Annotated in this window: 18 protein-coding genes; 4 read left to right on the forward strand and 14 right to left on the reverse strand. The window is 59.2% G+C overall.

What is annotated here, in order from left to right; translation table 11 throughout:
• Positions 1-31: 31 nt before the first annotated feature.
• Both acnA and ASE30_RS00735 read right to left on the reverse strand, forming a co-directional pair.
• Positions 32-2,737, reverse strand: coding sequence for an aconitate hydratase AcnA (gene acnA, locus ASE30_RS00730; RefSeq protein ID WP_057282351.1), 2,706 nt, complete (start codon positions 2,735-2,737; stop codon positions 32-34).
• Positions 2,738-2,974: 237 nt separating this feature from the next.
• Complete coding sequence (locus ASE30_RS00735; RefSeq protein ID WP_057282352.1) at positions 2,975-3,883, reverse strand: LysR substrate-binding domain-containing protein; 909 nt, start codon at positions 3,881-3,883, stop codon at positions 2,975-2,977.
• Positions 3,884-4,029: 146 nt separating this feature from the next.
• Between ASE30_RS00735 and ASE30_RS00740 the strand changes: the two genes are divergently transcribed.
• Together ASE30_RS00740 and ASE30_RS00745 are read left to right on the forward strand one after the other, a co-directional pair.
• Positions 4,030-4,938 carry a pirin family protein gene (locus ASE30_RS00740; protein WP_057282353.1) on the forward strand — a complete coding sequence of 303 codons (909 nt, stop codon included), beginning with the start codon at positions 4,030-4,032 and terminating at the stop codon, positions 4,936-4,938.
• Positions 4,939-5,163: 225 nt separating this feature from the next.
• On the forward strand, positions 5,164-7,395 hold the full coding sequence (locus ASE30_RS00745; protein WP_057282354.1) for a TonB-dependent siderophore receptor: 2,232 nt from the start codon (positions 5,164-5,166) through the stop codon (positions 7,393-7,395).
• Between the two features lie 108 nt (positions 7,396-7,503).
• Here the strand turns inward: ASE30_RS00745 and ASE30_RS00750 are convergent, their stop codons facing one another.
• From ASE30_RS00750 to ASE30_RS00770, 8 genes are all read right to left on the reverse strand, one after another.
• Positions 7,504-8,106 (reverse strand): hypothetical protein, encoded by a 603-nt coding sequence (locus ASE30_RS00750; protein ID WP_057282355.1) that lies wholly within the window; start codon positions 8,104-8,106, stop codon positions 7,504-7,506.
• A 1,125-nt stretch (positions 8,107-9,231) separates the two neighbouring features.
• On the reverse strand, positions 9,232-10,647 hold the full coding sequence (locus tag ASE30_RS28270; protein ID WP_082601406.1) for a TolC family protein: 1,416 nt from the start codon (positions 10,645-10,647) through the stop codon (positions 9,232-9,234).
• A gap of 6 nt (positions 10,648-10,653) precedes the next feature.
• Positions 10,654-12,771, reverse strand: a complete 2,118-nt coding sequence (locus ASE30_RS00760; protein ID WP_057282357.1) for a peptidase domain-containing ABC transporter — start codon at positions 12,769-12,771, stop codon at positions 10,654-10,656.
• Complete coding sequence (locus ASE30_RS28275; protein ID WP_082601407.1) at positions 12,768-14,114, reverse strand: HlyD family secretion protein; 1,347 nt, start codon at positions 14,112-14,114, stop codon at positions 12,768-12,770. The genes ASE30_RS00760 and ASE30_RS28275 overlap by 4 nt, the downstream gene beginning before the upstream one ends.
• 76 nt (positions 14,115-14,190) lie before the next feature.
• A complete protein-coding gene (locus tag ASE30_RS28785; RefSeq protein WP_156407491.1) occupies positions 14,191-14,538 on the reverse strand; it encodes a hypothetical protein in 348 nt (115 codons plus the stop codon).
• 111 nt (positions 14,539-14,649) lie between these two features.
• Positions 14,650-15,540, reverse strand: a complete 891-nt coding sequence (locus ASE30_RS28280) for a JmjC domain-containing protein (protein WP_082601408.1) — start codon at positions 15,538-15,540, stop codon at positions 14,650-14,652.
• Positions 15,541-16,736: 1,196 nt separating this feature from the next.
• Complete coding sequence (locus tag ASE30_RS00765; protein ID WP_057282358.1) at positions 16,737-18,092, reverse strand: amidase; 1,356 nt, start codon at positions 18,090-18,092, stop codon at positions 16,737-16,739.
• Between the two features lie 27 nt (positions 18,093-18,119).
• The gene (locus ASE30_RS00770) at positions 18,120-19,106 is read right to left on the reverse strand and encodes a tripartite tricarboxylate transporter substrate binding protein (RefSeq protein ID WP_057282359.1); all 987 of its coding nucleotides are present in this window, start codon (positions 19,104-19,106) and stop codon (positions 18,120-18,122) included.
• A gap of 138 nt (positions 19,107-19,244) precedes the next feature.
• On the opposite strand from ASE30_RS00770, the gene ASE30_RS00775 reads away from it, so the two are divergent.
• A complete protein-coding gene (locus ASE30_RS00775) occupies positions 19,245-20,141 on the forward strand; it encodes a LysR substrate-binding domain-containing protein (protein ID WP_057282360.1) in 897 nt (298 codons plus the stop codon).
• A gap of 146 nt (positions 20,142-20,287) precedes the next feature.
• On the opposite strand, the gene acnB is transcribed toward ASE30_RS00775, so the two are convergent.
• The 3 genes from acnB to ASE30_RS00790 form a co-directional block, all read right to left on the reverse strand.
• Positions 20,288-22,879, reverse strand: coding sequence for a bifunctional aconitate hydratase 2/2-methylisocitrate dehydratase (gene acnB, locus ASE30_RS00780; RefSeq protein ID WP_057282361.1), 2,592 nt, complete (start codon positions 22,877-22,879; stop codon positions 20,288-20,290).
• A 215-nt stretch (positions 22,880-23,094) separates the two neighbouring features.
• The gene (locus ASE30_RS00785; RefSeq protein ID WP_057282362.1) at positions 23,095-23,982 is read right to left on the reverse strand and encodes an FxLYD domain-containing protein; all 888 of its coding nucleotides are present in this window, start codon (positions 23,980-23,982) and stop codon (positions 23,095-23,097) included.
• Positions 23,972-24,853, reverse strand: a complete 882-nt coding sequence (locus ASE30_RS00790) for an FxLYD domain-containing protein (RefSeq protein ID WP_057282363.1) — start codon at positions 24,851-24,853, stop codon at positions 23,972-23,974. Before ASE30_RS00790 ends, ASE30_RS00785 begins: the two co-directional genes overlap by 11 nt.
• Positions 24,854-25,159: 306 nt before the next feature.
• Here ASE30_RS00790 and ASE30_RS00795 point away from each other — a divergent pair, with 306 nt between their 5' ends.
• Positions 25,160-25,924, forward strand: coding sequence for a TSUP family transporter (locus ASE30_RS00795; RefSeq protein ID WP_057282364.1), 765 nt, complete (start codon positions 25,160-25,162; stop codon positions 25,922-25,924).
• 32 nt (positions 25,925-25,956) lie between these two features.
• Here the strand turns inward: ASE30_RS00795 and ASE30_RS00800 are convergent, their stop codons facing one another.
• Positions 25,957-26,397, reverse strand: a complete 441-nt coding sequence (locus tag ASE30_RS00800) for a CBS domain-containing protein (protein ID WP_057283203.1) — start codon at positions 26,395-26,397, stop codon at positions 25,957-25,959.
• Positions 26,398-26,422 lie beyond the last annotated feature (25 nt).

Here is a 26,422-nt window from a genome sequence, read left to right on the forward strand (position 1 = left end):
GGGCTGCCCGCTATGCCGAAGCGCCTACCGTTCAGGCGGCCAGCAGTTGGCGCAGCACGAAGGGCAGGATGCCGCCGTGCTGGTAGTAATCGACTTCGATGGGGGTGTCGATGCGCAGCAGCACCGTGACGTCCTGCTTCGAACCATCCTTGCGGGTGATCGTCAGGGTCACGTCCTGCATCGGCTTGATGCCGTTTTCCAGGCCCGAGATGTCATAGGTTTCTTCGCCGGTGATGCCCAGCGACTGCACGCTGTCGGTGCCCTTGAACTGCAGGGGCAGCACGCCCATGCCCACGAGGTTGCTGCGGTGGATGCGTTCGAAGCTGCGGGTGATCACGGCCTTCACGCCCAGCAATTGGGTGCCCTTGGCCGCCCAGTCGCGCGACGAGCCGGTGCCGTATTCTTCGCCGCCGAACACCACGGTGGACGTGCCGGCCGCGACGTACTTCATGGCCGCGTCATAGATCGACATCTGTTCGCCGGTGGGCTGGAACAGGGTTTCGCCGCCTTCGAAACGGCTGCCATCGGGCAGCGACGGGATCATGAGGTTCTTGATGCGCACGTTGGCGAAGGTGCCGCGCATCATGATTTCATGGTTGCCCCGGCGCGAGCCGTAGCTGTTGAAGTCGGCCTTCATCACGCCGTTTTCCTTCAGCCACTTGCCCGCGGGCGAGCTTTCCTTGATGGAGCCGGCCGGCGAGATGTGGTCGGTGGTGACCGAGTCGCCAAACACGCCCAGCGCGCGCGCGCCCTTGACGGCCGGCATCGCGCCCGGCGTCATGCCGAAGCCTTCGAAGAAAGGCGGTTCGGCGATGTAGGTCGAATCCGGCCAGTTGTAGGTGTCGCCGTTGACGCCCTTGATGTTCTCCCAGAGCTTGCCGGGGTTGCTCTTGACCTGGCCGTAGTTGGCCTCGAAGACCTTGGGGTCGAGCGCATGCTTGAGCAGCGCGTTGACCTCTTCGGCGGTGGGCCAGATGTCGCCCAGCCAGACGTCGCCATTCTTGCCGCGGCCCACGGGTTCGGTCATCAGGTCGCGCGTGACCGTGCCGGCCAGCGCATAGGCCACGACCAGCGGGGGCGAGGCCAGGAAGTTGGCCTTGATGTTCGGGTGGATGCGGGCTTCGAAGTTGCGGTTGCCGGACAGCACGGCCGAGCACACCAGGTCGTTGCCGATGATGGCTTCGTTCAGGTCGGGAGTAAGGTCGCCCGCGTTGCCGATGCAGGTCGTGCAGCCGTAGGCCGCGACGTCGAAGCCCAGCTTTTCCAGGTAGGGCAGGAGGCCCGTCTTGGTCAGGTAGTCGGTGACCACGCGCGATCCGGGGGCCAGCGAGGTCTTGATGTGCTTGGGCACCTTCAGGCCGGCTTCCACCGCCTTCTTGGCCAGCAGGCCGGCGGCCAGCAGCACGTTGGGATTGGACGTGTTGGTGCAGGACGTGATGGCGGCAATCAGGATGTCGCCATTCTTGACCTTGGTGCCGGCGCTGGTGGTGAAGGTCTGTTCGAGCTTCTGGGCGGGCTGGTTGAAGCCGTTCTCGGCGATCGGCTTGGAGAACAGGTCGATGAACGTGTTCTTGACGTTGCCGATCTCGATGCGGTCCTGAGGACGCTTCGGGCCGGCCAGGGACGGCGCCACGGTGGACAGGTCCAGCGTCAGCAGCTTGGTGAAGTTGATGTCCTGGGCTGCCGGGATGCCGAACATCTTCTGCGCCTTGAAATAGGCTTCGAAGGCGGCGATTTCCTCTTCGGTGCGGCCGGTGCCGCGGAAATAATCGATGGTGTGATCGTCGACCGGGAAAAAGCCCATGGTCGCGCCATATTCCGGCGCCATGTTGCCGATCGTGGCGCGCTCGGCCACGGTCAGGCTGGCCGTGCCTTCGCCACAGAATTCGACGAACTTGCCCACGACCTTTTCGCGGCGCAGCATTTCGGTGATGGTCAGCACCAGATCGGTGGCGGTGACGCCGCCGCGCAACTGGCCCTTGAGCTCGACGCCGACCACGTCGGGCGTCAGGAAGTACACGGGCTGGCCCAGCATGCCGGCTTCGGCTTCGATGCCGCCCACGCCCCAGCCGACCACGCCGATGCCGTTGATCATCGTGGTGTGGCTGTCGGTGCCCACCAGCGAGTCGGGGTAAAAGACATTGTTTTTCTTGTCCTGGTGCACGCCGCGCGCGAGGTATTCCAGGTTGACCTGGTGGACGATGCCGAAGCCCGGGGGCACGACGCCGAACGTGTCGAACGCCTGCATGCCCCATTTCATGAACTGGTAGCGTTCCTGATTGCGCTTGAACTCCAGCTTCATGTTCAGGTCCAGCGCGTCCTTGGTGCCGAAGTAGTCGATCATGACCGAGTGGTCCACCACCAGGTCCACCGGCACCAGGGGCTCGATGCTCTTGGGGCTCTTGCCCATCTTGTCTGCCACCGAGCGCATGGCGGCGATATCGGCCAGCAGCGGCACGCCGGTGAAGTCCTGCAGCACGACCCGCGCGACCACAAAGGGAATTTCGTCTTCACGCTTGGCGTTGGCCTGCCAGCTGGCGAGCTGCTTGACGTGCTCTTCGGTGACCTTCTTGCCGTCGCAATTGCGCAGCACGGATTCCAGGACGATGCGGATGGACACCGGGAGCCGCTGCACATCGATGCCCAGGGCCTTGCCCAGCGCCGGCAGCGAGTAGTACTGACAGGACTTGTTGCCGATCTTGAAATTCTTGAGTGTGTCTAGGGTGTTGTGCGGCATGATGGACTCCGTGGTTTTGCCCAGCTGAAGGCGGCATTTTCAGGCGTTTTGGCGCGTTTGTCATTCTATGTGAGACAAGCGCGCGGGTAGTCTTGTGTCTTGTATCTTATATAAGACTCAAGCTGTGCGTCAAAGTTCCGGCCCGGTTTCGCGCCGGACTATTCAGGCTGCGGCGAAGCCCCTACTTTGGCGGACGCGCGCAAAGCCCGCAAGACCCCTTGGCGCCAATATCCCCAGTCATGCCAGAAGCGCGGGCAGTTCCGCGCTGGCGTATTCCACGAAACGCCGCAAGGCCAGGGGCTCGCCGCGTCTGGCGGGCATGATGACGTAGATGCGCGCGGGCGTGGCGTCCCAGGCCGGCAGGATATGCACCAGTTCGCCCTTGGCCAGCAGCGCCGCGCACAGATAACGCGGCACCAGCGCCACACCCAGGCCCCCGCGCGCCATTGCCCGCAGGGTCGCCATGTTGCTGCTCAGGCTGCGCGGCTGGAATTCAACCGATTCCGCGGCACCCGCCGGTCCGGTGAAGCGCCAGGTCTGCGTGCCATCCTGCGTTGCATGGGCCAGCAGGGGCAGGGCGGCCAGATCGCGCGGATGCGCGGGCGCGGCCTTGGCCATGGCGGGGCTGCACACCAGGATCAGGGGAACCGTGGCGATTTCGGCAGCGTGCAGCCGGGAATCCGTCAATGAAGAGGCCTGGGCGCGGAACGCCAGATCGTAGCCTTCGCCAACCAGGTCGATGATCTGGTCGCGCGAGTCCAGCAGCACCCGGACGCCGGGATGGGCCAGGCAGAAACGCGCGACCAGCTCGCCAAGCAAGGTGACTGCCATGGGGGAGGGGGCGGTGATGCGCAACAGGCCGGCCGGGGTGTCGCCCATGGACGCGGCCAGGTCATAAACCGTTCGCGCTTCGCGGACCATTGCCTGCGCGTGCGCGTAGATCTGTTCGCCCATCGGCGTGAGCGATACGCGGCGCGTGTTGCGCTGGAGCAGCCGCACCCCCAGGCGGGCTTCAAGTTCGGCCACTCGCCGGCTGAGCTTGGAACGTTGCATATTCAACACACGGGCAGCCGCCGAGAAACCGCCTTTTTCCACGACTTCACTGAACAGCAGCAGGTCGTCCAGGCGATGAAGAGAGGTAGGCATACAGTGTTTAAAAGAAGATGGGGGAAGTTGGAGCATTGTCCTGTATGGCAGGACAATTATTCCTGAAATTAAACTCTACTGCCCGGTTAATAGAACTCATAAGCTGTGCGCTGCGATATTTTCAGCATTACTTCAGGCAGCATTTCTTGACCCTTCACCTCAGTGCCGTCGTCGCCGGTTCCATCAAGTCCCCGGACGACGCGTGCCAGATCCGGCAGTTCCGTCATACCGATTTTTCCAGGGGCATGTCGCCGGTGGTGCTGGTGGACCACTTCGTCATGACCGGCCCGTCCTTCGGGCCCCATCCGCATGCCGGCATCGGCGTGGCCACGCTGTTGCTGGAGGACAGCACCGGCGAGATGCAGAGCCTGGAAAGCATCGAGAACAACCGCGAGATCCGCGCGGGGGACCTGCACTGGACGCTGGCGGGCAAGGGCATCGTTCACGCCCAGCGGCCCGCCGGGGAAGCCCGGTTGCACGGTTTGCAGATATTCATCGACCTGCCGGAACACGCGAAAGCCCTGCCTGCCTCGACTTCGCTCCTGCGCGCTTGGGAAATGCCCGTCATCCAGACCGTTTCAGGGCGGATCAGGGTGGCAGCAGGCAGTTACGGCGGCTGGCAGTCGCCCCTGCAAATCCCCGAGCCGTTGTTGATTCTGGATGGTTGGCTGCGGCCGGGCGCCTCCATGCTGGTTACCATGCAGCCCGGCTGGAATGCCTGGATCTATGCCGTGCAGGGCGACCTGGGCGTGCGCGCCAGGCATCGCAGCAAAGGCGCCGCGCCCTTACCCAAGATGGCGGGCGGGGATCCGGACTTCGCGGTCCTTCCGGCGGGATCGGCGGTGGCCGCGGGCGCCACGCCGGATGGCGAGGAAGGCGTGCTGATGCTGATGGCGGGCAGGACGCCCGCGCATTTCGTGCTGATTTCCGGCCCGGCCGCCGACGTGGCCGCGGGCAGCCGGGGCGTGTCGACGCGGGCCGGCCAAGAGGCGCTGGCCCAGGCGCTGGCGGCGTATGAAGGTGCCGAAACCGTGCCGCAAGGCGTCGCCATGTGAACCAGAAGGGTCATTTGTTGCAGTAGCGCAACGAATAGAGGGAATTCTCATGAGGGACGCAATGAGAACGATTCTCTTTTGGTAACATCTGTCGCGTTAGACCTCAAGACCCCAGCGTGAGCGGGCTTTGCAAGTGCCGGTTTGCCGGCGCCGCGTCAGTTCAGATCGGGATTTTGCGGATCTCCTACCGCAACGCGGTTTCCTCCGCCCCACCAGCGTCCCGTTATGAAAATTCGAACTCTTGCTTGCATGGCCGCCGCGCTGCCGTGCTTCGGCGCCGTCCATGCCCAGACCGCGCCCCAGGTTGCCCCCCAGTCCCAGCCGGCCGCGACAAACGGCTCCGTGACCTCAATGGACGCCATCCGGGTCGAGGCCAGCGCTGACGCATCGGCAGGCGGTTTGTCCGCGCCCTTCGCGGGCGGGCAGGTGGCGCGCGGGGGACGCGTCGGCATCCTCGGCACCGAGGATTTCATGAGCACGCCGTTCAGCATCACGAGCTACACCAATGAGCTGATCCAGGACCGGCAGGCGCGCAGCGTGGGTGACGTGCTTCAGAACGATGCGGGCGTGCGCGTGGCGCGCGGTTTCGGCAATTTCCAGGAGTCGTACTTCATCCGCGGCTTCGTCCTCAGCTCGGACGACGTAGCCTACAACGGTCTGTTCAGCCTGTTGCCGCGCCAGTACATCGCTACCGAGCTGTTCGAACGCGTTGAAGTGTTGCGCGGCGCATCAGCCTTCCTGACAGGCGCCCCACCCAGCGGCGGCGGCATTGGCGGTGTTATCAATTTGGTGCCCAAGCGGGCGCCGAACGAACCTTTGACCCGCGTGACGACGGGCGTGTCTAGTGGCGGGCAGTTCCAGCTATCCACCGACATCGCGCGCCGCTTCGGTCCGGACGACAGCACCGGCATCCGCTTGAACGCCGCGCAGCGCAGCGGCGATACAGGCATCGACGATGAGCATTCTCGCACCAGCCTGGTTTCGCTGGGTTTGGACTGGCGGTCGGCGGACACGCGATTGTCGGCTGATATCGGGTGGCAGGAAAACAAGCTGAAACGCACGCGACCGAACGTGACTTTGAGCAGAGACGTGACTGTGGTTCCCGATGCACCGGACGCCAGTTCCAACTTTGCGCAGCCGTGGTCCTACTCTAATGAACGCGACGTGTTCGGTACTGTGCGGGCCGAGCATGATTTCAGCGACAAGCTGACGGGATGGGCCGCTTACGGTTTCCGACGCAGTGATGAATCCAATTCTTTGGGTAACGTGACAGTCACGAATGGGAGCACCGGCGCTGCACAATTCTCGCGGTTTGATAATGTTCGCGAGGACCAAGTCGATACGGGTGAGTTTGGGCTGCGGGCGAATGTGCAGACCGGGTCTGTGGGTCATCAATTTGTCGCCTCGGCCGCGTTTTTCCAATTGAAGAAAGACAATGCTTATGCCACGGGCGGCACGCGCCTGACCAACATATACAACCCCGTTTCGTACTACGACGCGCCTCCGCTTACGAGGGTTGTAGGCAATATGGATGATCCGTCTTTGCAGGGTCGCCTCAAGACCAGCAGTTTTGCATTTGGCGACACGATGTCCTTCCTTGATGATCGTGTTCTGTTTACTGCTGGGATTCGACATCAGCGCCTGTCGAGCCGTAGCTATGACTACGACAGTGGCAGGGAGACCGGATCGTACGATGCGAGCCACAATTCCCCGGCTGCGGGGCTCGTAGTCAAGGTTTCTCCCAACGTGTCTCTTTACGCGAACTACATCGAAGCGTTGGTCGCGGGTGATACCGCGCCAGCCACTGTCTCTACAAGCGCAGGCGCGTTGGATGTGGTGAACGCTGGTCAGATCCTGGCACCCTATGTTTCCAAGCAAAAGGAAATTGGGGTGAAGTACGAAGGCGAGTACTTTGGCTCCACCTTGGCACTGTTCACCACCGACAAGCCTCGCGCCTACACGGACCTTTCAGATCTCACTTTCAAGGAGGCAGGCAAGGATCGTCACCAGGGCGTTGAATTGAACGCTTTTGGGGAAGTGTCACGTAGCGTGCGCCTCTTGGGAGGCTTCACGTGGTTAGATGCGGAACAGCTGTCCACCGGGGATCCGGCTATCGATGGTAACCGCGTTATCGGGGTTCCGCGATTCCAGACCACCATGGGCGCGGAATGGGATATCCCCGGTGTACAGGGCCTGACGGTCGACGGTCGTGTCGTCTATACCGGCTCTTCATACGCGAATGCGCAAAATACCCTGAAAGTGCCGGGCTGGACGCGCTTTGACGCTGGAGTTCGCTACATGACGGACGTGGCTGGTCACACGCTGACGTTGCGTGCTCGTGTGGAGAACATTGCCAACCGCAATTATTGGGCTTCCGTTGGGGGCTATCCAGGCTCCGGTTATCTGGTCCTGGGCGGCCCGCGCACGTTCTCGCTGTCGGCCAGCATGGACTTCTAAAGCCGGTCGGCCCCGGCCGGCAAATATGAAAAACCCCCGCTCAGGACCGGCGGGGGTTTTTTTTCGCCGGCATGCAGGCGCAGGGTTATGCGGACGGCGTGTCCTTCTTCACCAGAGCCATCCCCCGCGCGTCAGATCGCCCTCGCAGTTCTTGTACTGCGCCGTGAACTTCTCGGCGCGCGCCTGCACCTTTTGCGAAACGGTCTTCAGCCAGGCCTTGCGGTCGTAGCTGCGGTTGCGGTAGCCGGTCCAGCCCTCGTGGTAGTTCAGGTACTGTCCGTACGCATCCCATTTCGAGATGCCGTTGATGCGCTGGGTCTTGCTCATGTACCAGCCCATGAAGTCCAGCGCGTCGGCGAAGTCGTCGCGGCTGGATCCCCAGCCGCCGGCGTCTTTCTTGTAGTCGGCCCAGGTTTCGTCCTTGGCCTGAGCGTAGCCGTAGGCGGAACTGACGCGGCCCCACGGGATGATGCCCAGGAAGTAATAGCGGGGCGGCACGGCGTCCTGCTTGAAGGAGGATTCCTGGTACATCATGGCCATGGGGACCGGCACCGGGGCACCCCATTTCTTCTGCACCTTGAGCGCGGCATCGTGCCAATCGGGCTTCTCGCGGAAGATCGCGCAGATGTTCTCGGGGTTCGAGGGCGGCGCGGTGGCGCAGCCGCCCAAAGCCATCAGTAGGGTCAGCAGTAGCGGCGGCCCTGGTCTCATTGCCGGTTTCCTTGTGCACAAGATGGCCGCATTCTAAGGGTTCTTGCACACCAGTCCACCGGGTCGCCGTCAATTTCCGCGCGGATCACTGCAGCGCGCGGGGTTCCCAATGCCAGGGCAGCCGGCATCACAACATTTCGACGGTAATGCACCCCAGGAAGCATAAGGAGCGGATGACTTGCTCACGTACTTTGACCAATGGGAAAACAGATTCTCGTTGTCCACGTTCTGCGAGATGCACGACTCCTTCTGCGGCACGCACGCGAAGTCGCATTCATGGACTCGTCTGAATTCACCGTAATCACATCGAAATTTGTTTCTAATCTATTGCGCCTCTCTATTAAAACAAGTAGATTAACTCCATCATTCCTAGAGATTTCGTCTATTTCTGGTAAATATTATGGATAATAATAGCTATCGTCTCCTAATTGCCGTGCTCGTCATTGTCGCCCTGATTGCTTTTTTTTTGTACTGTGACTACAAGATGAGTAAGCGAACAGGAAAGAGCTTGGTCAAATATATTTTAGGATCTTTCGCATTGTTAATCTCTAATATTTTCTTCTGACTACATATTTCTCAGGTCGGCCACCCCACATTCGCCGAAATTTGAAAAAATATATCCTAGTCGCAATCCCGTCATCCGATCGGCCCTGTCTACACGTAACACGATTGTCTGTATATTGCGGTGATTATTGGGGCGCCAAATAAAACTTGTTCCGTTTTTTTCGAACGGACCATATTTGTTTTCTAGAATTCTTCCGATTTTAACCAGCGATGCCTGTATCTCTAGCTCAGGTGCAGCCTTGCTAATGGCTGTGACTCGACATAGCCCAACTTCGGGAGAAATCGTATAAACATAGGAAACGAATTCTTTTTTGCTCGAGGGCGCCTTTGTGCTTATATACTCACTCTTGCGACCCGTAAGCGGTCTAATGTCCACTTGCTCGCTTAGTTGAGTGTGGGTCATTCCCATATGTACACCAAAGGGCCTCAATTCCCTTGAATACGAAATTCTTGCAAAGACTATAAGAAAAAATATAAGTGCTAGCTTTGCAATACGCTGTGATCGCCTGGGATTTTTCATTTTTGTCCTAAAATTTTGATACGCTCATAGAGCGTGTAAATCTATATCCCATCTATCATTGCAGCCAACCTTGACTGAGCAATCATAAGCGCAGAAATAGTTTTATTTTTTTCCAATGCTGCATCCGTCAACGCCTTTTGCGCCTGCAATAGCTCCAGCATGGTGCCCACGCCCGTCTTGTACCTTCCAAGTGCCAGGTCATGCGATTTTTCTGCTGCGTTTAGCAAATCCGAAATTAGAACTAATTTCGATAATTGAATATCTATCTGTTCTTTCTGTTGCCACAATTTAAGAGCCGCCTCTCGTTCCGCCTTTAACGTGGCAGCAATCCTAGAATTTCTCTGTGCGATCGCCGCCTGCTCGCTATGAAAACTTGAAAAACCAGAGAATAAGGGGATTTTCACCTGCAGCCCAATTGACCAGCCCCGAATTCTCTGCTCTGTGGCTGATTCAGTGGGAGGAGTCAAACTCCGACTAGTGCTCGCCGCTAACGCGACCGTCGGCCGCCGCTCAGCCGCCATCAACGCAATATTTGCCTGTGCGGCATTTGTCTCCTCCACTGCCGACATAACCGCCGGATTCCGACGTACCCCTTCTTCAAGCAAGTAGGCCATGTCCGATTGAATCAAATTTGGATTCACATCCTTTACCTGCTGTGTAACTCTGATTTCAGCGTCCCGGCGCAGGCCTAAGATACTAGCCACTTCGGAGAGGGCTTCGCGTTCGATAGCAACAGCTTCCCCCAAATCTATGCGGGCTTGTATAAAAGTAGTCTCCGCCAACAACATGTCGCCGCGCGCCCCTACGCCCAAATCAAGCAGTCTCTTCGCCAATTCGACGCCGGTACGGCTTCGGGCTACAGCTTCTCTTCCTGCGGCGACCGATTCAGTCGCGGACTGAGCTTTGTAGAATGCGTCGGATGTCGCCATGAGTGTTTCCATCAAGACACCGCTATTCACATGCCGAGCGACAGCCAAAAGGTACTCAGCCTTATGCAGATTCGCCTCTCTAGCTCCGCCGTCGTACAGCACCCAGTTCAGCGATAAACTTGTTGCGCCCGTAAGCCCGCGCAACGAGTAATTCGCTTCAGAGAAACTTTTGTAATATACGTTTTTACTAAATCTGCTGCCGGAGATATTCGCCTCCAGGGTGGGCCAATATTTCGAATTTGCGAGATGGACGTTCGCCTCTTGTTCAGAAATTGACGCGACACTCATTTTCAGCGAAGGATTTGAACAAAGGGCAGCACGAAGGATTTCATCCAAACCCAATGCCAAATCTGTCGCAATATTTTCTGCACAAGCCGATGGAGGATTGAATACAGCCCCCGAATGGTGTAGGTCCGGCGGGCGAGCCAATGTCGGCCAGGTTGCCGCTTGCAAGGCCGCTGCCGGGCCGCTTAAAAAAAACGATGCGATTAGCCAAGAATAAATAAAATTTCGGCGGAAAGATGACATAAATGTTTACGCAATTGCATTCGGAAGGTTTTCGAAGAGATAGCCGTTTTTGATGTTAAGGACTCGGTCGGCAGACGAAATCAGTTCAGGGCGGTGAGCCACGTATATTTTCGTTAGAGGGAGCTGATTTAATGCGCGTACAATCTCCGCTTCTTTGTCGACGTCCAAATGACAGGTCGCTTCATCTAGGACTAGAATTCGGGGCTCCATATAGAGCGCGCGCGCCAATAGAATTCTCTGCTTCTGTCCTCCTGACAAAGAAGTGCCCATGTCGCCAACCAACGTGTTGTAGCCCATTGGCATTAGAACGACTTCATCGTGAATGCCACATATGGAGGCATATTTTTTAACTCGTTCGATATCTATTGCTGGATCAAAAAAGCTTATATTTTCCGAAATGGATCCTGCAAACAAAACGTCGTCCTGAGTTACGGTTCCCGTAATGGATCTTAATGAAGTTATTCCCATATGTTTTACATCAGTAGCTCCGAGAAACACACTTCCTTGAGTTGGTGTCAATACCCCCAAGATTATGTTTATCAATGTTGTCTTGCCGCTTCCCGTCTTGCCAGTCAAGGCAACGCTTTCGCCTGCTGAAATAGTAAGGTCTATTCCTTTCAAAACAGTTGCCTCGCCGTGTGCGTAGCGGTACTCGACCTTTTTTAAACAAATTGATGGATCCGCGCCCGGTAATAGGTTTGAGTCTATTGGAGTTTCCTGCATAGGCTCAGCAAGAACAATGTCTGCTAGCCTCTCGCTTTGCAGACTAAGCATTTTTAATTCAAAATAGTTATCAATTAATGCCCCTACTCGAGAGTTAAACTGGCTCTTGTAGGAATTGAATGCCATAAGCATGCCCACACTCATCAGCCCATCCATGACAAATTTTGCGCCTAGCCAAATAATTAAAATGCTCTCGATGCCAAAAATTAACCCGTTTCCTTGCTGGTAGATCAATTTCAGTTTTTGACTCTTCAACCCTACATTGATTTGATCAATCAGGAGGGAGAGCCAGGCTGATCGTCGGTCATCCCTTCTGCCGAAGAGTTGAATTGCCTTGATTCCACGCATCGTTTCCAGAAAATGGCTTTGGGTCTTAGCAGATCGAACGATTAACTCGCTGCTGACGGAACGGAGAGGTCTATACCAAAGTACTCTTCCTATGCCATATAGAATCATTGCGGAAACGGCTATAGCACTTAGCTCCAAGCTAAAAGCAAACATCATAGTTAACGTGATGCAAGTCATAACTCCGTCAAGAATTGCAGACACTAGTGATGCGCTTAGAGTTTGCTGTATAGTATCGACAGATCCAAACCGTGAAATGACATCTCCAATATGTCTTTTCTCAAAGTACTGAGTAGGCAATCTTAGTAGATGGTTAAAAACATTCGCCTTGCTTTGATAGCTGAGGTTTGTGCCGAAATTCATGACCACTAAACTGCGCAAGCCACCTATTGCTTGTTGAATCAATAGGAGTAACCCAAATCCGATAGCCAGCGTAGTTAACAAATCTGCGTCAGCGCTGACGATTACGTGATCGACGACCCACTGCAGAAACAATGGGCTGAGAACGGCGAATACCTCTAAGACACTCGACAAGAGTATTACTTGGATTATTGAACGCTTAAACCCGACGATTTTTCCAAGCATCCCCCTTAGTTCTATCTTCGGAGCTACCGTCTTTGGTGAGAAGTCCGGCCCAGGCCATATCTCTAGAGCAACTCCAGTGAATCGCTCGACGACCTCTTTCATAGGGTGTCGTACACGGCCACGCGCCGGATCGTGCAGCGTCACATTGCCACGACCGACTCTTTCTAGAACCACAAAGTGATTCATCTCCCAGTGTAGGATGCAGGGCAATCGTACGCGGCCGAGGTCTTCCACATCTAGGCGTACTGGCCGAGCTGCGAGATTCAGTTGCGCACACATCTTCATGAGCTGAGCAAGAGTCACTCCCTTGAGCGATACTGGAAAGCGTTGTCGCAGATATGCTAAATCCAAGGTAAGTCCGTGAAACTTGGCGATCATCGATACGCAGGCGGAACCACATTCAGCAGATTCCGTCTGCAGAACAACTGAAAGCCGCGGTTGACCAATAATTTTGTTCGAGCCGTGTTTCATGGGGACCTCTCTGTTTCTAGATCATCAACCTGATCAAACTCAGACGCAGTTCGCGAGCCTCGCTGGTTGAACGCAAATAGTGGCTCGAAAATCCACTCAAATATTGTTCTTCGATCACGTAGGATGTCTGCGTCAACCATCATGCCCGCGACCAGAGGCAAGGTCCGTTTTGGATCGAGATCGCCAGGTTCGATGTTCACTGAGATTCGGTAATATTGCTCTTGGTTGTTGTTTAGATCAGCCCCTGGAAGGCTCCCAGTCAATCTGGATAATTCAGATATGGAAAAGGCTGCTACTGATACAGATCTGATTCGAGCTGCGCGTTGTCCGAATTTCTGGTACGGATATGCTTGAATCCTTAGTAGAACAACATCACCAGGGTGCACAAATCCTATACTTCGGCTCGGAGCATATAGTTCAGCTCGGAGTGTGGAATTGAGAGGCACGATACTGGCGATTGGAATAGAACCGTCGACCATCGCACCAACCTCGCTAAGCAGACCCGTAACCCTGCCATCTCCAGGCGAGATAATGTGAATTTCACGTTTTTGCTCGCTCTCAATTAGTTCTTGCTCAGACTGTAGAAGGTTGCGCTTTAACTGATTTTTAATGTTTTCGTGTTTCAGCGGAACGGAAGCAATTTCGGATTTAGCTGTTTCAAGCTCGAGCTCCTTTTCATCATGCTCTCGCACGAGCGCGCGCAGTTTCGTCTGTTGCTCCAGGAGATAGATCTGCTTTTCCTGTAGTTGATCCATGGAAATGAATTGTTCGCGTGATAGGGCGGTGTACCTTTGCACGCCATTGGACGCGACCTTAATCATGCTACGCACGCCTACGAGTTGGTCCCGTATCGCGCGTATCGAGACCTCCAAAGATTTCGCTTTTATGTTCAGAGCGTTAATTTCATTAATTTGCAGTACCTGCGTCGCCGCTAATTCCGCTCGAATTGAATTTTGACGAGACCGAATTTGGGAGCTCACAGCCTGTAGAGATTGGCCTTGAAGCGCGCTTGACCGTTCCCCCGATATTACGAAGAGCAGGTCGCCAGTTTTAACAGTACTACCCTCCTTTACCAGCTTAGAAACAAGAATGCCGGGCGCGGGTGAAACCACTTTTAAAACGCCGGCATCCGGGATGATTTGTCCCGTAATAGTTGCTCTCTTGGTATATTCACCGGTGAATATAAATACCAGTAGGCATGCGCCGACGCCCGCAAAGAAAATTGTCAGGAGAGTGAAGGTAAGGGGCTGTGTAATTATGACGCTGCCCAACAGCTTTGGTCGGGTTGCCGAGATAGCCTCATGTCTAAAGAGAGGCGTCTCACTTCGATTTGCGTTCTTCATTAAATAGGTTCTTTTGAATATAAAAGAGTCCGGGCGGCTCTATAGACCACCCGGTTTCTATACTCTTTTTTTTAAATCAGTACCCATCTCCGTCATTTCCGTCATCGGGATAGTAGTCTTGCAAGCCCCACTTGCAAGCATTTGAGACTGCAAAACTAGTGACCGCTGATAGCAATGGCGAACCAGCGGCGGCCACGACCCCCACCCCTTTTCCGATTGCCATACATGTCGCGTAAAGTCCAATATTGAGCTCAGCGAATGGCGCGTTACCTCCTTGAGAAAGTGTTATGAACCAACTGCCCTGCGCAGATTGATAGAAGTTGACATCCAATCCCCCTGCGCCCACGTCAACTATAGAGTCGATAACGACCATATTCATTGCGCCCGACACTTGCATCACTTCATCCTCAGTTAATAGTCGCATTTCTTTCCTTTAGGTTGGTTTTTTAGGTTGAAACGTTCGTGCTGCGGCACGAGTCTTAACGCGCGCATCTCTTTTATACAAAGAGAGCTGTTCATCAGTGTTAGATTTTTTTCAATATGGAATGAACGAACTGAGATGCCTATTGCGCATGGAGCCTATCCCCTCCATGTATTCCGTTAAGCAACACGGATCTGCAAGTCTGTCGGCGATCGCCTTCGCCGCCTCCCGAACTATCGACGCGTTGAGGTCATGTGCACCAACTTTCAGGCCGCGGCGGAAAACTACATATTGCGGAAGGATCTGAAGGCATAGCCATTCAAAGTAGTCCACCACTTTTGTTGTGTGGATTCCAGCTGCAATATGAAATGATGCCTGTTTGGGGATCGGAATGGCTTCATGCCACCATCCACGAGGTAAGTACAGAACATCACCCTCTTCTAATACCCGATCTATTACAGGATCGCAGGGGCAATATGATTTGTAATTGGTACTCCGCTGTTTTGGAAGCGGGAGCTCGTATGATGGTTCGTAGATTTTCCAGTGCTTTTTTCCCTGCAACTGAACGATGAATACATCATGCGTATCCCAATGCCTACCGAATGTCCCGCTCCCTCCAAATGCCAGATATCCGTTGGCTACTATTTTTTCGTTTGCGAATTCGGACAGCTCTCTGCATATCTCTGCGAAGTAGGTGGATCGCCTTTCCAGGCGATTTAAAACTAATGACGCACCCTCTTCAAGGTATATCCGTACACGATCCGGTAACAGGCGAATTCGGATATCATTTAAATCTTGGTAGCGTTCCGAATAATAACTCTCTGGCAACCGGCCATCTTTATACATGGCCACGGTGCCGGCTGAGGAGTCCCATGTTTCCAGTAATGATTCAATCGTTTCCGTAGAGAAGGCTGTTGTAGGTGTAAATCCTCCAGATGAAAAGTACGGCTTCTTGTCATAATGCGAGGCGACAAATTCTTTGGAGTCAATTCCCAGTGTGAGCATTTGAACCTCTTGGCTAGTTATTTTTTAATATGGATTAACGGTCGATGAAAATTAACAAATGAATGCTGACAATTTCCTGAAAAAAAATTGGTCAAATTTTTTTGAATGCCGTGGCTCACCCTATGCGTACACGATTGCATTGAAAAGAGAGTTTTTTAGTATTAGTCATAGTCGATGTGGGAAAAAGTTGAACTGATCAGGGGGGCGGTTTCTTATAAAAATATTTAATAGTATTTATTAGAATTTGCGCTTTAGATGGAGGCGGCGATTGGAACGCCCTGATTGCTCGTCGTACTTTGGGGTGTTCACAAGTTTGGTCGTCATGCGGCGCGAATGCCTTAGAGGCGCGATGGCAGGGACGCTGTGGCCCTATGCAGGATGCCGGCCGACCACGAGGGCATTTGATAGGCGCTCGATGAAGTCTCGGAAATGAAGATGGCGAACGCGCTTCGTTCACCTCGCTGCATACGACGTCGGGGGGCAAGGGAGATCATGAGGTGCCGGGCATTTGGCCACGCCCAACTCATGGGCGTGGGACCGCACGTCGCGTTCTGGCGACTCGGCCGGTATACGGTGGCTCAGGATCAGGTAGCAGTTCCGACATGCCGGAGATTTTGTTGCGTTGCTCTGTCAGAGCTTTGTCCAAGCCGTGTCGTTCAATCATGGGTCTATGCCGCATGACGGTGCTCTGGGCTGTTTTGGCTTTGGTAGCGACCGAGGTTGCCTAGGGCTCGACTTCAATCGACAGCCCATGCAGGCCAAAAGCGTCGGCCGAGGCGTGGAATGGAGCAATCGACTCAGTATTTGAATGGTCTGCGCGCACGGCGCGCCAGCGTCTGCAGCTGCAAGTCGCTGGTCTCTCTGCCCGAACGGCACTAAAGAAAACCGCAGCGGCAACTAGTGAAAGGCCGCCGGCAGTGCAGAGTTGTAGGGAAAAATCGATAAATGCCGGGACTTTTTAACTGACGCCGACATCATTTTGCGGATACCTGCGCGGCTTCTTGACATGCGCAGAGCATTATGGTCCGCAGGACGCCCACTATTGCTCGGCGCGGGCCATCAGAAGGGGCCGCAATAGCGACGCCTTGGTCGGTGCACCACGCTGCCGTCATTTCCCAACGCGCAACGTCATCGCCTGCCGAACGCGGTGCCTGGGTATAGGCCCCGCGTCGGCCCCGCGCGGCTCAGCCCGTGGCTCACTGAGCCGCCCAGCGCGCTATTGCGGTGACGCGCTCATCTTCGTGGGGCTGCCCGATGAACTGCACGCCAAACGGCATGCCGTCGACGGACAGCAAAGGCGCGGCCACGGCGGGCGCGCCCAGGTAGGATGAGACGCAGCTGAACGAGACATCGCCCGTGGGATACGGCGTATCCCGGGTCGCGTCGAATCGCGGCGCGGGGCCGCAGGAAGCGGGGCTGATCAATGCGTCGCAATGGCCGGCCAGCGCGGCCAGGCGCTGGCGCGCCAGGTCGCGCAAGGCCAGATCCTGCCGGAAGGTTTCCAGTGTGACGCCGCGCCCGCCTTCCAACTGGCGCAGCAGGCTCGGGCCCAAGGTGCCCGGATGCTGCTCGACAAGGTTTTCAAGCGACCAGCGCTGCTCCCATGAAATCAGGCGCAGCATGTTGTCCGTGGCCGTGGCGATGGACTGTTCGAAGATCTCAAGCAGCAGCAGATCGGATCGCCGGACGATCTCCACGCCTTCGCCCCGCAGCCTTTCCAGCAGTGCTTCGAATGCGTTCCGGGAGGCGGCGTCCAGGCGCGGCCAGCCTTCCGTTTCCATCACGGCCAGGCGGCGCGGCTTTTCCGGCTGGGGCGCGGACAGGCCGCCGTACAGTCCCGGATGGCCGGGATCGCCGCCGACCCGCGTCACGATTTCCATGGCCGTCGCCCACATGTCCTGCGCGCAGCCGGCGTGTATGCCAACGTGGGACTGGCTGTAGCCCAGCCGTTCGCCGCGGTTGATGCCGCCGAAGGTCGGCTTGAGCGCCCAGTTGGCGTTGAAGCTGGCGGGGCGCAGCACCGATCCCACCAGTTGCGAACCGATGGCGACGGGCACCATGCCGGCGCCGACCGCCGCGCCGGAACCGCTGGACGAGCCCCCCGGCGTGCGCTGCGGATCAAACGCATTGGTGGTGGGGCCCGGATCCAGGAAGCCCAGGGCGGTGGTCACCGTCTTGCCCAGGATGATCGCACCCGCGTCGCGCAATGCCCTGACCAGGGCGCTATCGCGCTTGGGGAAGCTGCCGGCATACGCGGGGCTGCCCATCTGGGTTGGCATGTCCTTGGTTTCGATCAGGTCCTTGATGCCGACTGGCATGCCGTCGATCTGCGATAGCGGTTTGCCGGCGCGATAGCGCCTGTCCGATTCCTCGGCGGCGGCGCGCGCCCCTGCTTCGTTCAGCACCACCCATGCCTTGACGACGGGTTCGCGCTGCCGGATGGTTTCCAGGCAGGACGCCAGAAATTCACTGGGACGTTGCGTGCCCGCCAGGAAGCGTTCCCGCGCGTCGCCGAAGGACAAGGCCTGATAGGTGTCCGGGTGGTAATTCATTCGTCTGCTCCTCGTTGCGGTCTGGTGTCAGTTGCTTTGGATGCCGGCATTGACGATCAGGTCGGTCCAACGGCGGTATTCCTTCTTGAAGAACGCGTCAAACGATTCCGGCGTGCCCGTATCGACGGCCATGCCCACGCCCTTCAGCCGTTCCTGCACGTCCGGCATCTGCAAGACCTCGATGACATCCTGGTTCACCTTGTCGATGATCGACCGGGGCGTGCCGGCCGGCGCGAACACGCCGTACCAGGCTTCAAGCTGCAAAGAGGGCAAGCCCGCTTCCGCCGTCGTCGGGACATCCGGCAACGTGGGCAGGCGCTCGGGCGAGGCAATCGCGTAGGCCTTGGTCCGGTTCGCCTTGACGTAGTTCTGCACATTGCCCGACGCGAACTGCACCAGCACGTCCACCTCTCCGGAGAGCATGGCGGTGGAGGCCTCCAGCGCGCCCTTGTACGGCACGTGCATGATGTCCACGTCCGCTTCCTGCTTGAACATCTCGGAGTAGAGCTGAAGCACGCCGCCGGAACCATTGGAGGCATAGGTCAGCTTGCCCGGATTCTGCTTGGCTTCGGCGATCAGTTCGCGCAGCGAATTGGCCTGCACCTTCGGATTGGCAAGGATCAGAACGGGCAGGGTGCCGATCTTGCCGATGCGCTCGAATCCCTTTACGACATCGACCTTGGCGTGTTTGTTGATGGCCGGCAGGGTCGCCAGTTCATTGAAGGTCAGCAGCAGGGTGTAGCCGTCGGGCTTGGCTTGCGCCGCGTAGTCGGTGCCGACCAGGGTGCCCGCGCCCGGCTTGTTCTCGATGATGACCGGATGGCCCCACTTCACGGCCAGTTTGGGTCCGATCAAACGGGCCAGCAGATCCGCCGTGCCGCCGGGAGTGGTGGGCACCACGATGGACACGGTCCGGGTGGGATAGGGCGCCGGGTCGGCGGCCGACGCCGGCTGGATTCCGATGACCAGATAAAGCAATACAGCCGCGCAGTTGCGCCAAAGTCCCAGCTTCATGCTTGCCCCGCTTGTTTAATAAATGATTAAGGGAAAATTCATCAAACGTTCATTCCTGCGGTGAATCGTAGAAACCGGCGCGTGGGTGGTCAATCAACTTCTCCGCTGCTACGATTTAGTTTTGGTTAACTGAAACATATGGATTCGCTCCCCCCGCTCAACACGCTGCGTGTCTTCGACGTCGTGGGGCGCGTATCCAGCGTCACGGCCGCCGCTCAGGAACTCTGCGTGACGCCGGCCGCCGTCAGCCGGCAGATCCGCTTTCTCGAGGATCATCTGCGCATCCGGCTGTTCGACCGGCATCACCGGCGGATCAGCCTCACGCCGGCGGGCCGCGATTACCACCAGGAGGTGTCCCGTCATCTGGCGGGGCTGCGCCGGGCCACGCTGGATTTGCACCAGGCGGCGCGGTCGCGCATCTTCAACCTGCGCGCGCCTCACACGATCGCCATGCGATGGCTGCTGCCGCGGCTGGCAAGCCTGCATGCCGCGCATCCCGAACTGGAAGTGCGCCTGCATACCTCGACCAGTCCGCCCGACTTCGAACGCGAAGACCTGGATGCGGCCATTGTGATCAGCCACGGGCATGAGCCCGGCGTGGTGCACTACAAGATCATGGAAAACGAGATCGCGCCCGTTTGCACGCCCGGCATGGCGGCCCGCCTCCAGCGCCCCGAGCAACTGCTGGACGAGACCTTGCTGCATACGCATGCCCGGCCTGACGATTGGCAGATGTGGTTCACGCATGCCGGCCTGCATTCGCCTTTGACCCGTCGCGACATGCGTTTCGAGTCTTCGGCGCTGGCATACGAGGCGGCGCTGGCGGGCTTCGGCGTGGCGATAGGGCAAAGGTCCCTGATCACCCAGGAGCTCAATGACGGCAGCCTGGTGGCCCCGTTCGGGCAATGGGTCAACCTGGGCAGTTTCAGCTACTACTTCGTCATGCCCAAGGCGTTCTACGCGCGCGATACGCCCGAGGCCGCTGTGTTGAGGCAATGGATTGCCTCGATCTCGCTGCCGCCGGCAAAGCCGTAGAAGAACAGGATTCCCAGGCCGCGCCGATTGCGGGGCCTGCCGCGCTCATGCGGGCAGTTTTCCCTTGAGCGGGCAGGGATAAAAAAAACCCCGGGCGGATCCGCCCGGGGTTTTCAGCCGCGCCGGCAAGCGCTGGCGGGGAAGTCTTAGACCTCGATCACGTCGGCCACGTCCTTGTAGTCGGGGATCTTGTCGAAGTTCAGGTACTGATAGATCTGGTCGCCGCTCTTGTTGATGACGCCCATGTCGGCCATGTACTCGTCCTTGGTCGGGATGCGGCCCAGCTTGGAGCAGATGGCGGCCAGTTCCGCCGAACCCAGGTACACGTTCGTGTTCTTGCCCAGGCGGTTCGGGAAGTTGCGGGTGCTGGTCGACATGACGGTGGCGCCTTCGCGCACTTGTGCCTGGTTGCCCATGCACAGCGAGCAGCCCGGCATTTCCGTGCGGGCGCCGGCGGTGCCGAAGACGCCGTAGTGGCCTTCTTCGGTCAGTTGCGTGGCGTCCATCTTGGTCGGCGGGGCGACCCACAGTTTGACCGGGATGTCGCGCTTGCCTTCCAGCAGCTTCGACGCCGCGCGGAAGTGACCGATGTTGGTCATGCAGCTGCCGATGAACACTTCGTCGATCTTGGCGCCGGCGACTTCCGACAGCGTCTTCACGTCGTCCGGGTCGTTCGGGCAGGCCACGATGGGCTCGTGCACGTCGGCCAGGTCGATCTCGATGACGGCGGCGTATTCGGCGTCGGCATCCGGGGCCAGCAGCTGGGGATCAGCCAGCCAGGCTTCCATGGCCTTGATGCGGCGGCCCAGCGTGCGCTCGTCTTCGTAGCCGTTGGCGATCATCCACTTCAGCATCACGATGTTGCTGTTGATGTATTCGATGATCGGTTCTTTGTTCAGGTGCACCGAGCAGCCGGCGGCCGAACGTTCGGCGGAAGCGTCCGACAGTTCGAAGGCTTGTTCGACCTTCAGGTCGGGCAGGCCTTCGATTTCCAGGATGCGGCCGGAGAAGATGTTCTTCTTGCCTTGCTTGGCAACCGTCAGCATGCCTTGCTTGATGGCGTACAGCGGGATGGCGTTGACCAGGTCGCGCAGGGTGACGCCGGGCTGCAGCTTGCCCTTGAAGCGCACCAGCACCGATTCCGGCATGTCCAGCGGCATCACGCCCGTGGCGGCGGCAAAGGCCACCAGGCCCGAACCGGCCGGGAACGAAATGCCGATGGGGAAGCGGGTGTGCGAGTCGCCGCCGGTGCCGACGGTGTCGGGCAACAGCATGCGGTTGAGCCACGAGTGGATCACGCCATCGCCCGGGCGCAGCGAAATGCCGCCGCGGGTGCTGATGAAGTCGGGCAGCGTGTGGTGCGTCTTGACGTCGACGGGCTTGGGATAGGCCGCGGTGTGGCAGAACGACTGCATCACCAGGTCGGCCGAGAAGCCCAGGCAGGCCAGGTCCTTGAGTTCGTCGCGGGTCATGGGGCCGGTGGTGTCCTGGCTGCCGACCGAGGTCATCTTCGGCTCGCAGTAGGTGCCCGGGCGGATGCCACGGCCTTCCGGCAGGCCGCAGGCGCGGCCGACCATCTTCTGGGCCAGGGTGTAACCCTTGCCGGAGTCGACCGGATCCTTGGGCAGGCGGAACAGCGTGGATGCCGGCAGGCCCAGCGCTTCGCGCGCCTTGGCGGTCAGGCCGCGGCCGATGATCAGCGGAATGCGGCCGCCGGCGCGCACTTCGTCGAACAGCACGTCGGACTTGACCTCGAATTCGGCGATGACTTCGCCGTTCTTGATGGCTTTGCCGTCGTAGGGACGCAGTTCGACCACGTCGCCCATTTCCATCTTGGAAACGTCGAGTTCGATCGGCAGGGCGCCGGCGTCTTCCATGGTGTTGTAGAAGATCGGGGCGATCTTGTTGCCCAGGCACACGCCGCCAAAGCGCTTGTTCGGCACGAAGGGGATGTCTTCGCCCGTGAACCACAGCACCGAGTTGGTGGCCGACTTGCGCGACGAACCCGTGCCGACCACGTCACCCACATAGGCGACCAGGTGGCCCTTGTCCTTCAGGGATTCGATGAACTTGACCGGGCCGCGCTTGCCGTCTTCTTCCGGTTCGAACGCGGCGCCGTCGCGCTTGTTCTTCAGCATCGCCAGGGCGTGCATCGGGATGTCGGGGCGGGTGGTGGCGTCGGGAGCCGGCGACAGGTCGTCGGTGTTGGTTTCGCCGGGCACCTTGAAGACCGTGATGGTCAGGCTTTCCGGCAGTTCCGGACGGCTGGTGAACCACTCGGCGTCGGCCCAGCTTTGCATGACGGACTTGGCGTTGGCGTTGCCGCGGTCGGCCTTTTCCTTCACGTCGTGGAAGGCGTCGAACATCAGCAGGGTCTTCTTCAGCGCATCGGCGGCGATGGTGCCGATTTCCGCGTCGTCCAGCAGTTCGACCAGCGGGCCAATGTTGTAGCCGCCGAGCATCGTGCCCAGCAGTTCCGTCGCCTTGGCACGGCTGATCAGCGCACAAGCTTCCTTGCCCAGCGCCACGGCGGCCAGGTACGAGGCCTTGACCTTGGCGGCGTCGTCCACGCCGGCCGGCACGCGGTAGGTCAGCAGTTCGACCAGGTTCTGCTCCTCGCCAGCGGGCGGGTTCTTCAGCAGTTCGATCAATTCAGCGGTTTGTTTGGCCGTAAGGGGCAGCGGGGGAATCCCCAGAGCCGCGCGTTCGGCAACGTGTTGGCGGTAAGTATCCAGCATGTGAGGCCTGCTCAAAGTCGGGTTGGAAGAAGGGTTGTTGGCGGGAATTGTAGAAGGAAGTGGGGGCGGCAAGCAAATGTCTTATATCTTATATAAGACCTGGCCGCCCGGCTGTTGCGCCAGGGCGACGGCGCCCGTCCGGCGCCTTGCCAGGGCAGGACGACGCGAAGGCGGCCGCGGCGGCGGCGGCCTGCCTGGCGTAGCCGGCCAGCGCGTCAGCGGGCCGTGGCGTCGTACACCACGCCGACGCGGGCAAAGTTGCCGCCGTATTGCTTCACGTTGACTTCGAACGGCGCGCTGTCGCCCGGTGGCAGCCGGGGCAGGCGCAATTCCTGGAAGCTCGCCCCGGTCAACTGATCCTGGGCGTCGTACAGGCTGACCCAGACGCGCACGTTCTCCACCTCGGACGGGCTGTCGTTGCGGACCCGGCCATGTACCGTCACGTATTTGTAACGGTAGCGGTAGCTGAAGTTGAGCGTGCCGGTGCCGACACCGGCCTCGGTGTTTTCCACCGACACGGCGAGCTGCGGCCGGGGGCCCGGCAGGGCGGCGCGCTTGGCCGGCAGCCAGGCGGTCTTGACCTCGGTATAGCGGTCGACGCGGCCGCTCAGCGCCACCGGCACCCGTTCGCCGGGATACAGGCGGGCGGGCAGGCTCCAGACCTGGCGCAGGTCCAGCTTGCGTGAACCGTCGAAAACCGAGATGTCCGCCTTGGGCGCCAAGGCAACATACCGGTCGCTGGTGTTGACCAGTTCCGCATACAGGATCGGCCGTTCGATCTCGTCAAGCAGCCGGCGTGGCGCGGACAGCTTGAGCGCGGCCGGATCGAACAGGGTGAAATCCGGGTCCAGCAGTTCTTCGGTGCTCAGGCGCACGTGGTCGATAACCCGGACTTGGGCCGGGCTGACGCGCACGATGCGGCTGGCAGGGCCCTCGTCGCGAGGCGCCGCCGGGGCGGCGGTCCCGGCGGCAGGCTGTCCGCTCCAGGACAGGACGTCCGTGTGCTTCCATAGCGCGAATCCGCCTGCGGCAAGCACCGCCAGCGCGAGTCCGGCCGCGGCCGGACGGGACAGGCGCGCGGAACGGGAGGGGTCAGCTTTCACTTTGCACCATGTAATCGTAGGAGGCGACCTGGGCGTCGCCCAGCATTTCGCAGCGCACGTCGAAAGACGTGAGCGCGCCCGGCCCCAGCGGGCTGGCGGTGGCATAGCCGTTGCCGGTGCCGGCCAGCCTGCCATCCGCGCCGTACAGCATCACGGTGATCTGGGTGCTGTTGGCCGGCGTGGCGCCCTGGTTGCGGATCAGGCCGACAAGGCGATAGCTGCCATCGTTGCGCACCAGCTGGACCTTGCTGGCGGCCACGTCGTTGTTCGTGCCGCGGGCGGGCGAGGGCGTGGCGACCTGCAAGGCATAGCGGGTGTATGCCTTGTCCGGCGCTGAAATCGTCAAGTAGGTGTATTCGCCGGGCTGCAGCGAGCGCGCCGGCGCCGAGCCCGACGCGGACGAGAGCGACAGCTCGTCCTGGAAGAACGACGCCGTGACGCGGGGCACGTCGATCTTCCTGCCGGTTTCGTTGCGCATGATCATCACCAGCTGTGTGCGGCCGCGCGTCTTGATTTCCTGGATGTCCGTCAGCTTGACCAGCGAGGCATCGATGGGCGCCGCCGCCGCCGGGCGGCTGGGCGCGGCGCCGCGGCTGGAACTCATCAGCGATCCGGCCAGCGGAATGACGATGGCGGCCGCCACGGCCAGTCCGATCGCCACCAGCGCGGCCGGTTTGACCGGCGGGTGCCGGGGCGCCTGGATATTGCGCAGGAGCTTTTCGAGCCGTTGCGCGACGTTGTCTTCGACCAGCGTGACCGCGTGGCAGTGATTGCAGCGGTATTCGTTGGCGTCCAGCTTGGTGAATTGGCCGCTGCCGCAGGCCGAGCAGGTGAGGGTCACCGTGTTGATCGTGGTCGGTTTGGGGGTCATTCTGCAATGCGGGCTGGGCCGGCCCGGGCGGCGTCCCAGGATGGGCGGCGGGGGCAAGGCGTGACGGAGTGTGCTGGGCGGCAAGAATAGCGGCAGGCGGAACGCGGGGTGTGCATGAGCGCATCCGTTTGTGACGAGATATGTGCGGCCGCGTCCGCTGGGCGGCCGGGGGGCGGAAACCGCGGTGCTATCATCGCCGGCTTCCCACCGTTAACCCGTTAGCACGCCGTTTCCCGTCGATCCGCTCCAGGCCGCCTTGCCGCGCCGCCGGGGTTGAGCCGAGGCTGGCCTGGCTCTTTCCCCCGCATGAGTATTTTTCAACACTTGCTGTTCCTGGCCTGCGTGGCGCTTGCCACCTATGCCCAAACCATGACGGGCTTTGCGTTCGGCCTGGTGCTGCTGGGCCTGTCCGGCGTGTTCCAGCTTGCGTCCGTGTCCGAAGTGGCCAACGTGGTCAGCGTGCTGTCGCTGGTGAACGCCGCCGTCACGCTGGCGCGCGCCAAGCCCAAGGTGAACTGGCCGCTGCTGACGCCCGCCATGGTCAGCAGCCTGGTGGGGGTGGGAGTGGGCGTTGCCGCGCTGACGTGGATCAGCGGATCGATGGCGGTGTTGCTGCAGTTGATGCTGGGCATCACCATCCTGGCTTGCGCGGTGCTGCTGGTGGCGCGCACGCAGCCGCTGGCGCAGCTTTCGTCGCGCACGTCGTCGGTGTTCTTTGGCGGCGTGTCGGGCGTGCTGGGCGGGTTGTTTTCCAGCGCGGGGCCGCCGATGGTCTACCACCTGTACCGGCAGCCCTTGCCGTTGGCGACGATCCGCAACAGCCTCCTGATCCTGTTCTCGGTCAATGCCCTGGTGCGCCTGACCCTGGTGACCGGGCAGGGGGCGTTCATGGCCTCTTCGTTCTGGCTGAGCATGCAGGCGCTGCCGATCGTGATCGGGGTGACGTGGATGGCGCGCCGCTACGGCACGGCGGATTCGATGAAGACCGTCAAGCGCATGGTGTTCGTGCTGCTGCTGGCCGCCGGCCTGGGGCTGATCGTTCCCGCGTCGCGGATGCTCGCGACGGGTTGAGCCGCCGCGAGGCCCGCTGGCAGGGCGCGGCGCTAGCCGCGTTCGCCGGTGATGTAGCGCTCGAGTTCGTGGATGATGAACTTCTGTTCGCTCATTACATCCTTGACCAGGTCGCCGATGGACAGCAGGCCGACGAGCTTGTCGTTGTCGATGACCGGCAGATGGCGGAAGTGCCGTTCGGTCATCATGGCCATGCAGTGTTCCCGCGTGTCGGCCGGGCCGACGTAGTAGACGGAGTCGGTCATGATGTCGCGGACCTTGGTGGTGCGCGAGGATCTGTCCTGCAACACGACCTTGCGGGCGTAGTCGCGTTCGGTGAACATGCCCAGAACCACGTCGCCTTCCACCACCACCACGGCGCCGATGCTGCGTTCGGCCATGGTCTTGACCGCGTCGAACACCGATGAATCCGGCGTGACCGTCACGACCGCGTGATTGGCTTTTTCCCTGAGAAGCTCAGCAACTGTCTTCACGATGTGCTCCCGAATCGCTGGTTCA

The sequence above is a fragment of the Achromobacter sp. Root83 genome (genome assembly GCF_001428845.1).
Taxonomy (GTDB): domain Bacteria; phylum Pseudomonadota; class Gammaproteobacteria; order Burkholderiales; family Burkholderiaceae_B; genus Achromobacter.

Coding starts and splice junctions, on each gene's coding strand:
- acnA (WP_057282351.1), bottom strand. CDS start 2,737: ATGCCGCACAACACCCTAGACACACTCAAGAATTTCAAGATCGGCAAC.
- ASE30_RS00735 (WP_057282352.1), bottom strand. CDS start 3,883: ATGCCTACCTCTCTTCATCGCCTGGACGACCTGCTGCTGTTCAGTGAA.
- ASE30_RS00745 (WP_057282354.1), top strand. CDS start 5,164: ATGAAAATTCGAACTCTTGCTTGCATGGCCGCCGCGCTGCCGTGCTTC.
- ASE30_RS00750 (WP_057282355.1), bottom strand. CDS start 8,106: ATGAGACCAGGGCCGCCGCTACTGCTGACCCTACTGATGGCTTTGGGC.
- ASE30_RS28270 (WP_082601406.1), bottom strand. CDS start 10,647: ATGTCATCTTTCCGCCGAAATTTTATTTATTCTTGGCTAATCGCATCG.
- ASE30_RS00760 (WP_057282357.1), bottom strand. CDS start 12,771: ATGAAACACGGCTCGAACAAAATTATTGGTCAACCGCGGCTTTCAGTT.
- ASE30_RS28275 (WP_082601407.1), bottom strand. CDS start 14,114: ATGAAGAACGCAAATCGAAGTGAGACGCCTCTCTTTAGACATGAGGCT.
- ASE30_RS28785 (WP_156407491.1), bottom strand. CDS start 14,538: ATGCGACTATTAACTGAGGATGAAGTGATGCAAGTGTCGGGCGCAATG.
- ASE30_RS28280 (WP_082601408.1), bottom strand. CDS start 15,540: ATGCTCACACTGGGAATTGACTCCAAAGAATTTGTCGCCTCGCATTAT.
- ASE30_RS00765 (WP_057282358.1), bottom strand. CDS start 18,092: ATGAATTACCACCCGGACACCTATCAGGCCTTGTCCTTCGGCGACGCG.
- ASE30_RS00770 (WP_057282359.1), bottom strand. CDS start 19,106: ATGAAGCTGGGACTTTGGCGCAACTGCGCGGCTGTATTGCTTTATCTG.
- ASE30_RS00775 (WP_057282360.1), top strand. CDS start 19,245: ATGGATTCGCTCCCCCCGCTCAACACGCTGCGTGTCTTCGACGTCGTG.
- acnB (WP_057282361.1), bottom strand. CDS start 22,879: ATGCTGGATACTTACCGCCAACACGTTGCCGAACGCGCGGCTCTGGGG.
- ASE30_RS00790 (WP_057282363.1), bottom strand. CDS start 24,853: ATGACCCCCAAACCGACCACGATCAACACGGTGACCCTCACCTGCTCG.
- ASE30_RS00795 (WP_057282364.1), top strand. CDS start 25,160: ATGAGTATTTTTCAACACTTGCTGTTCCTGGCCTGCGTGGCGCTTGCC.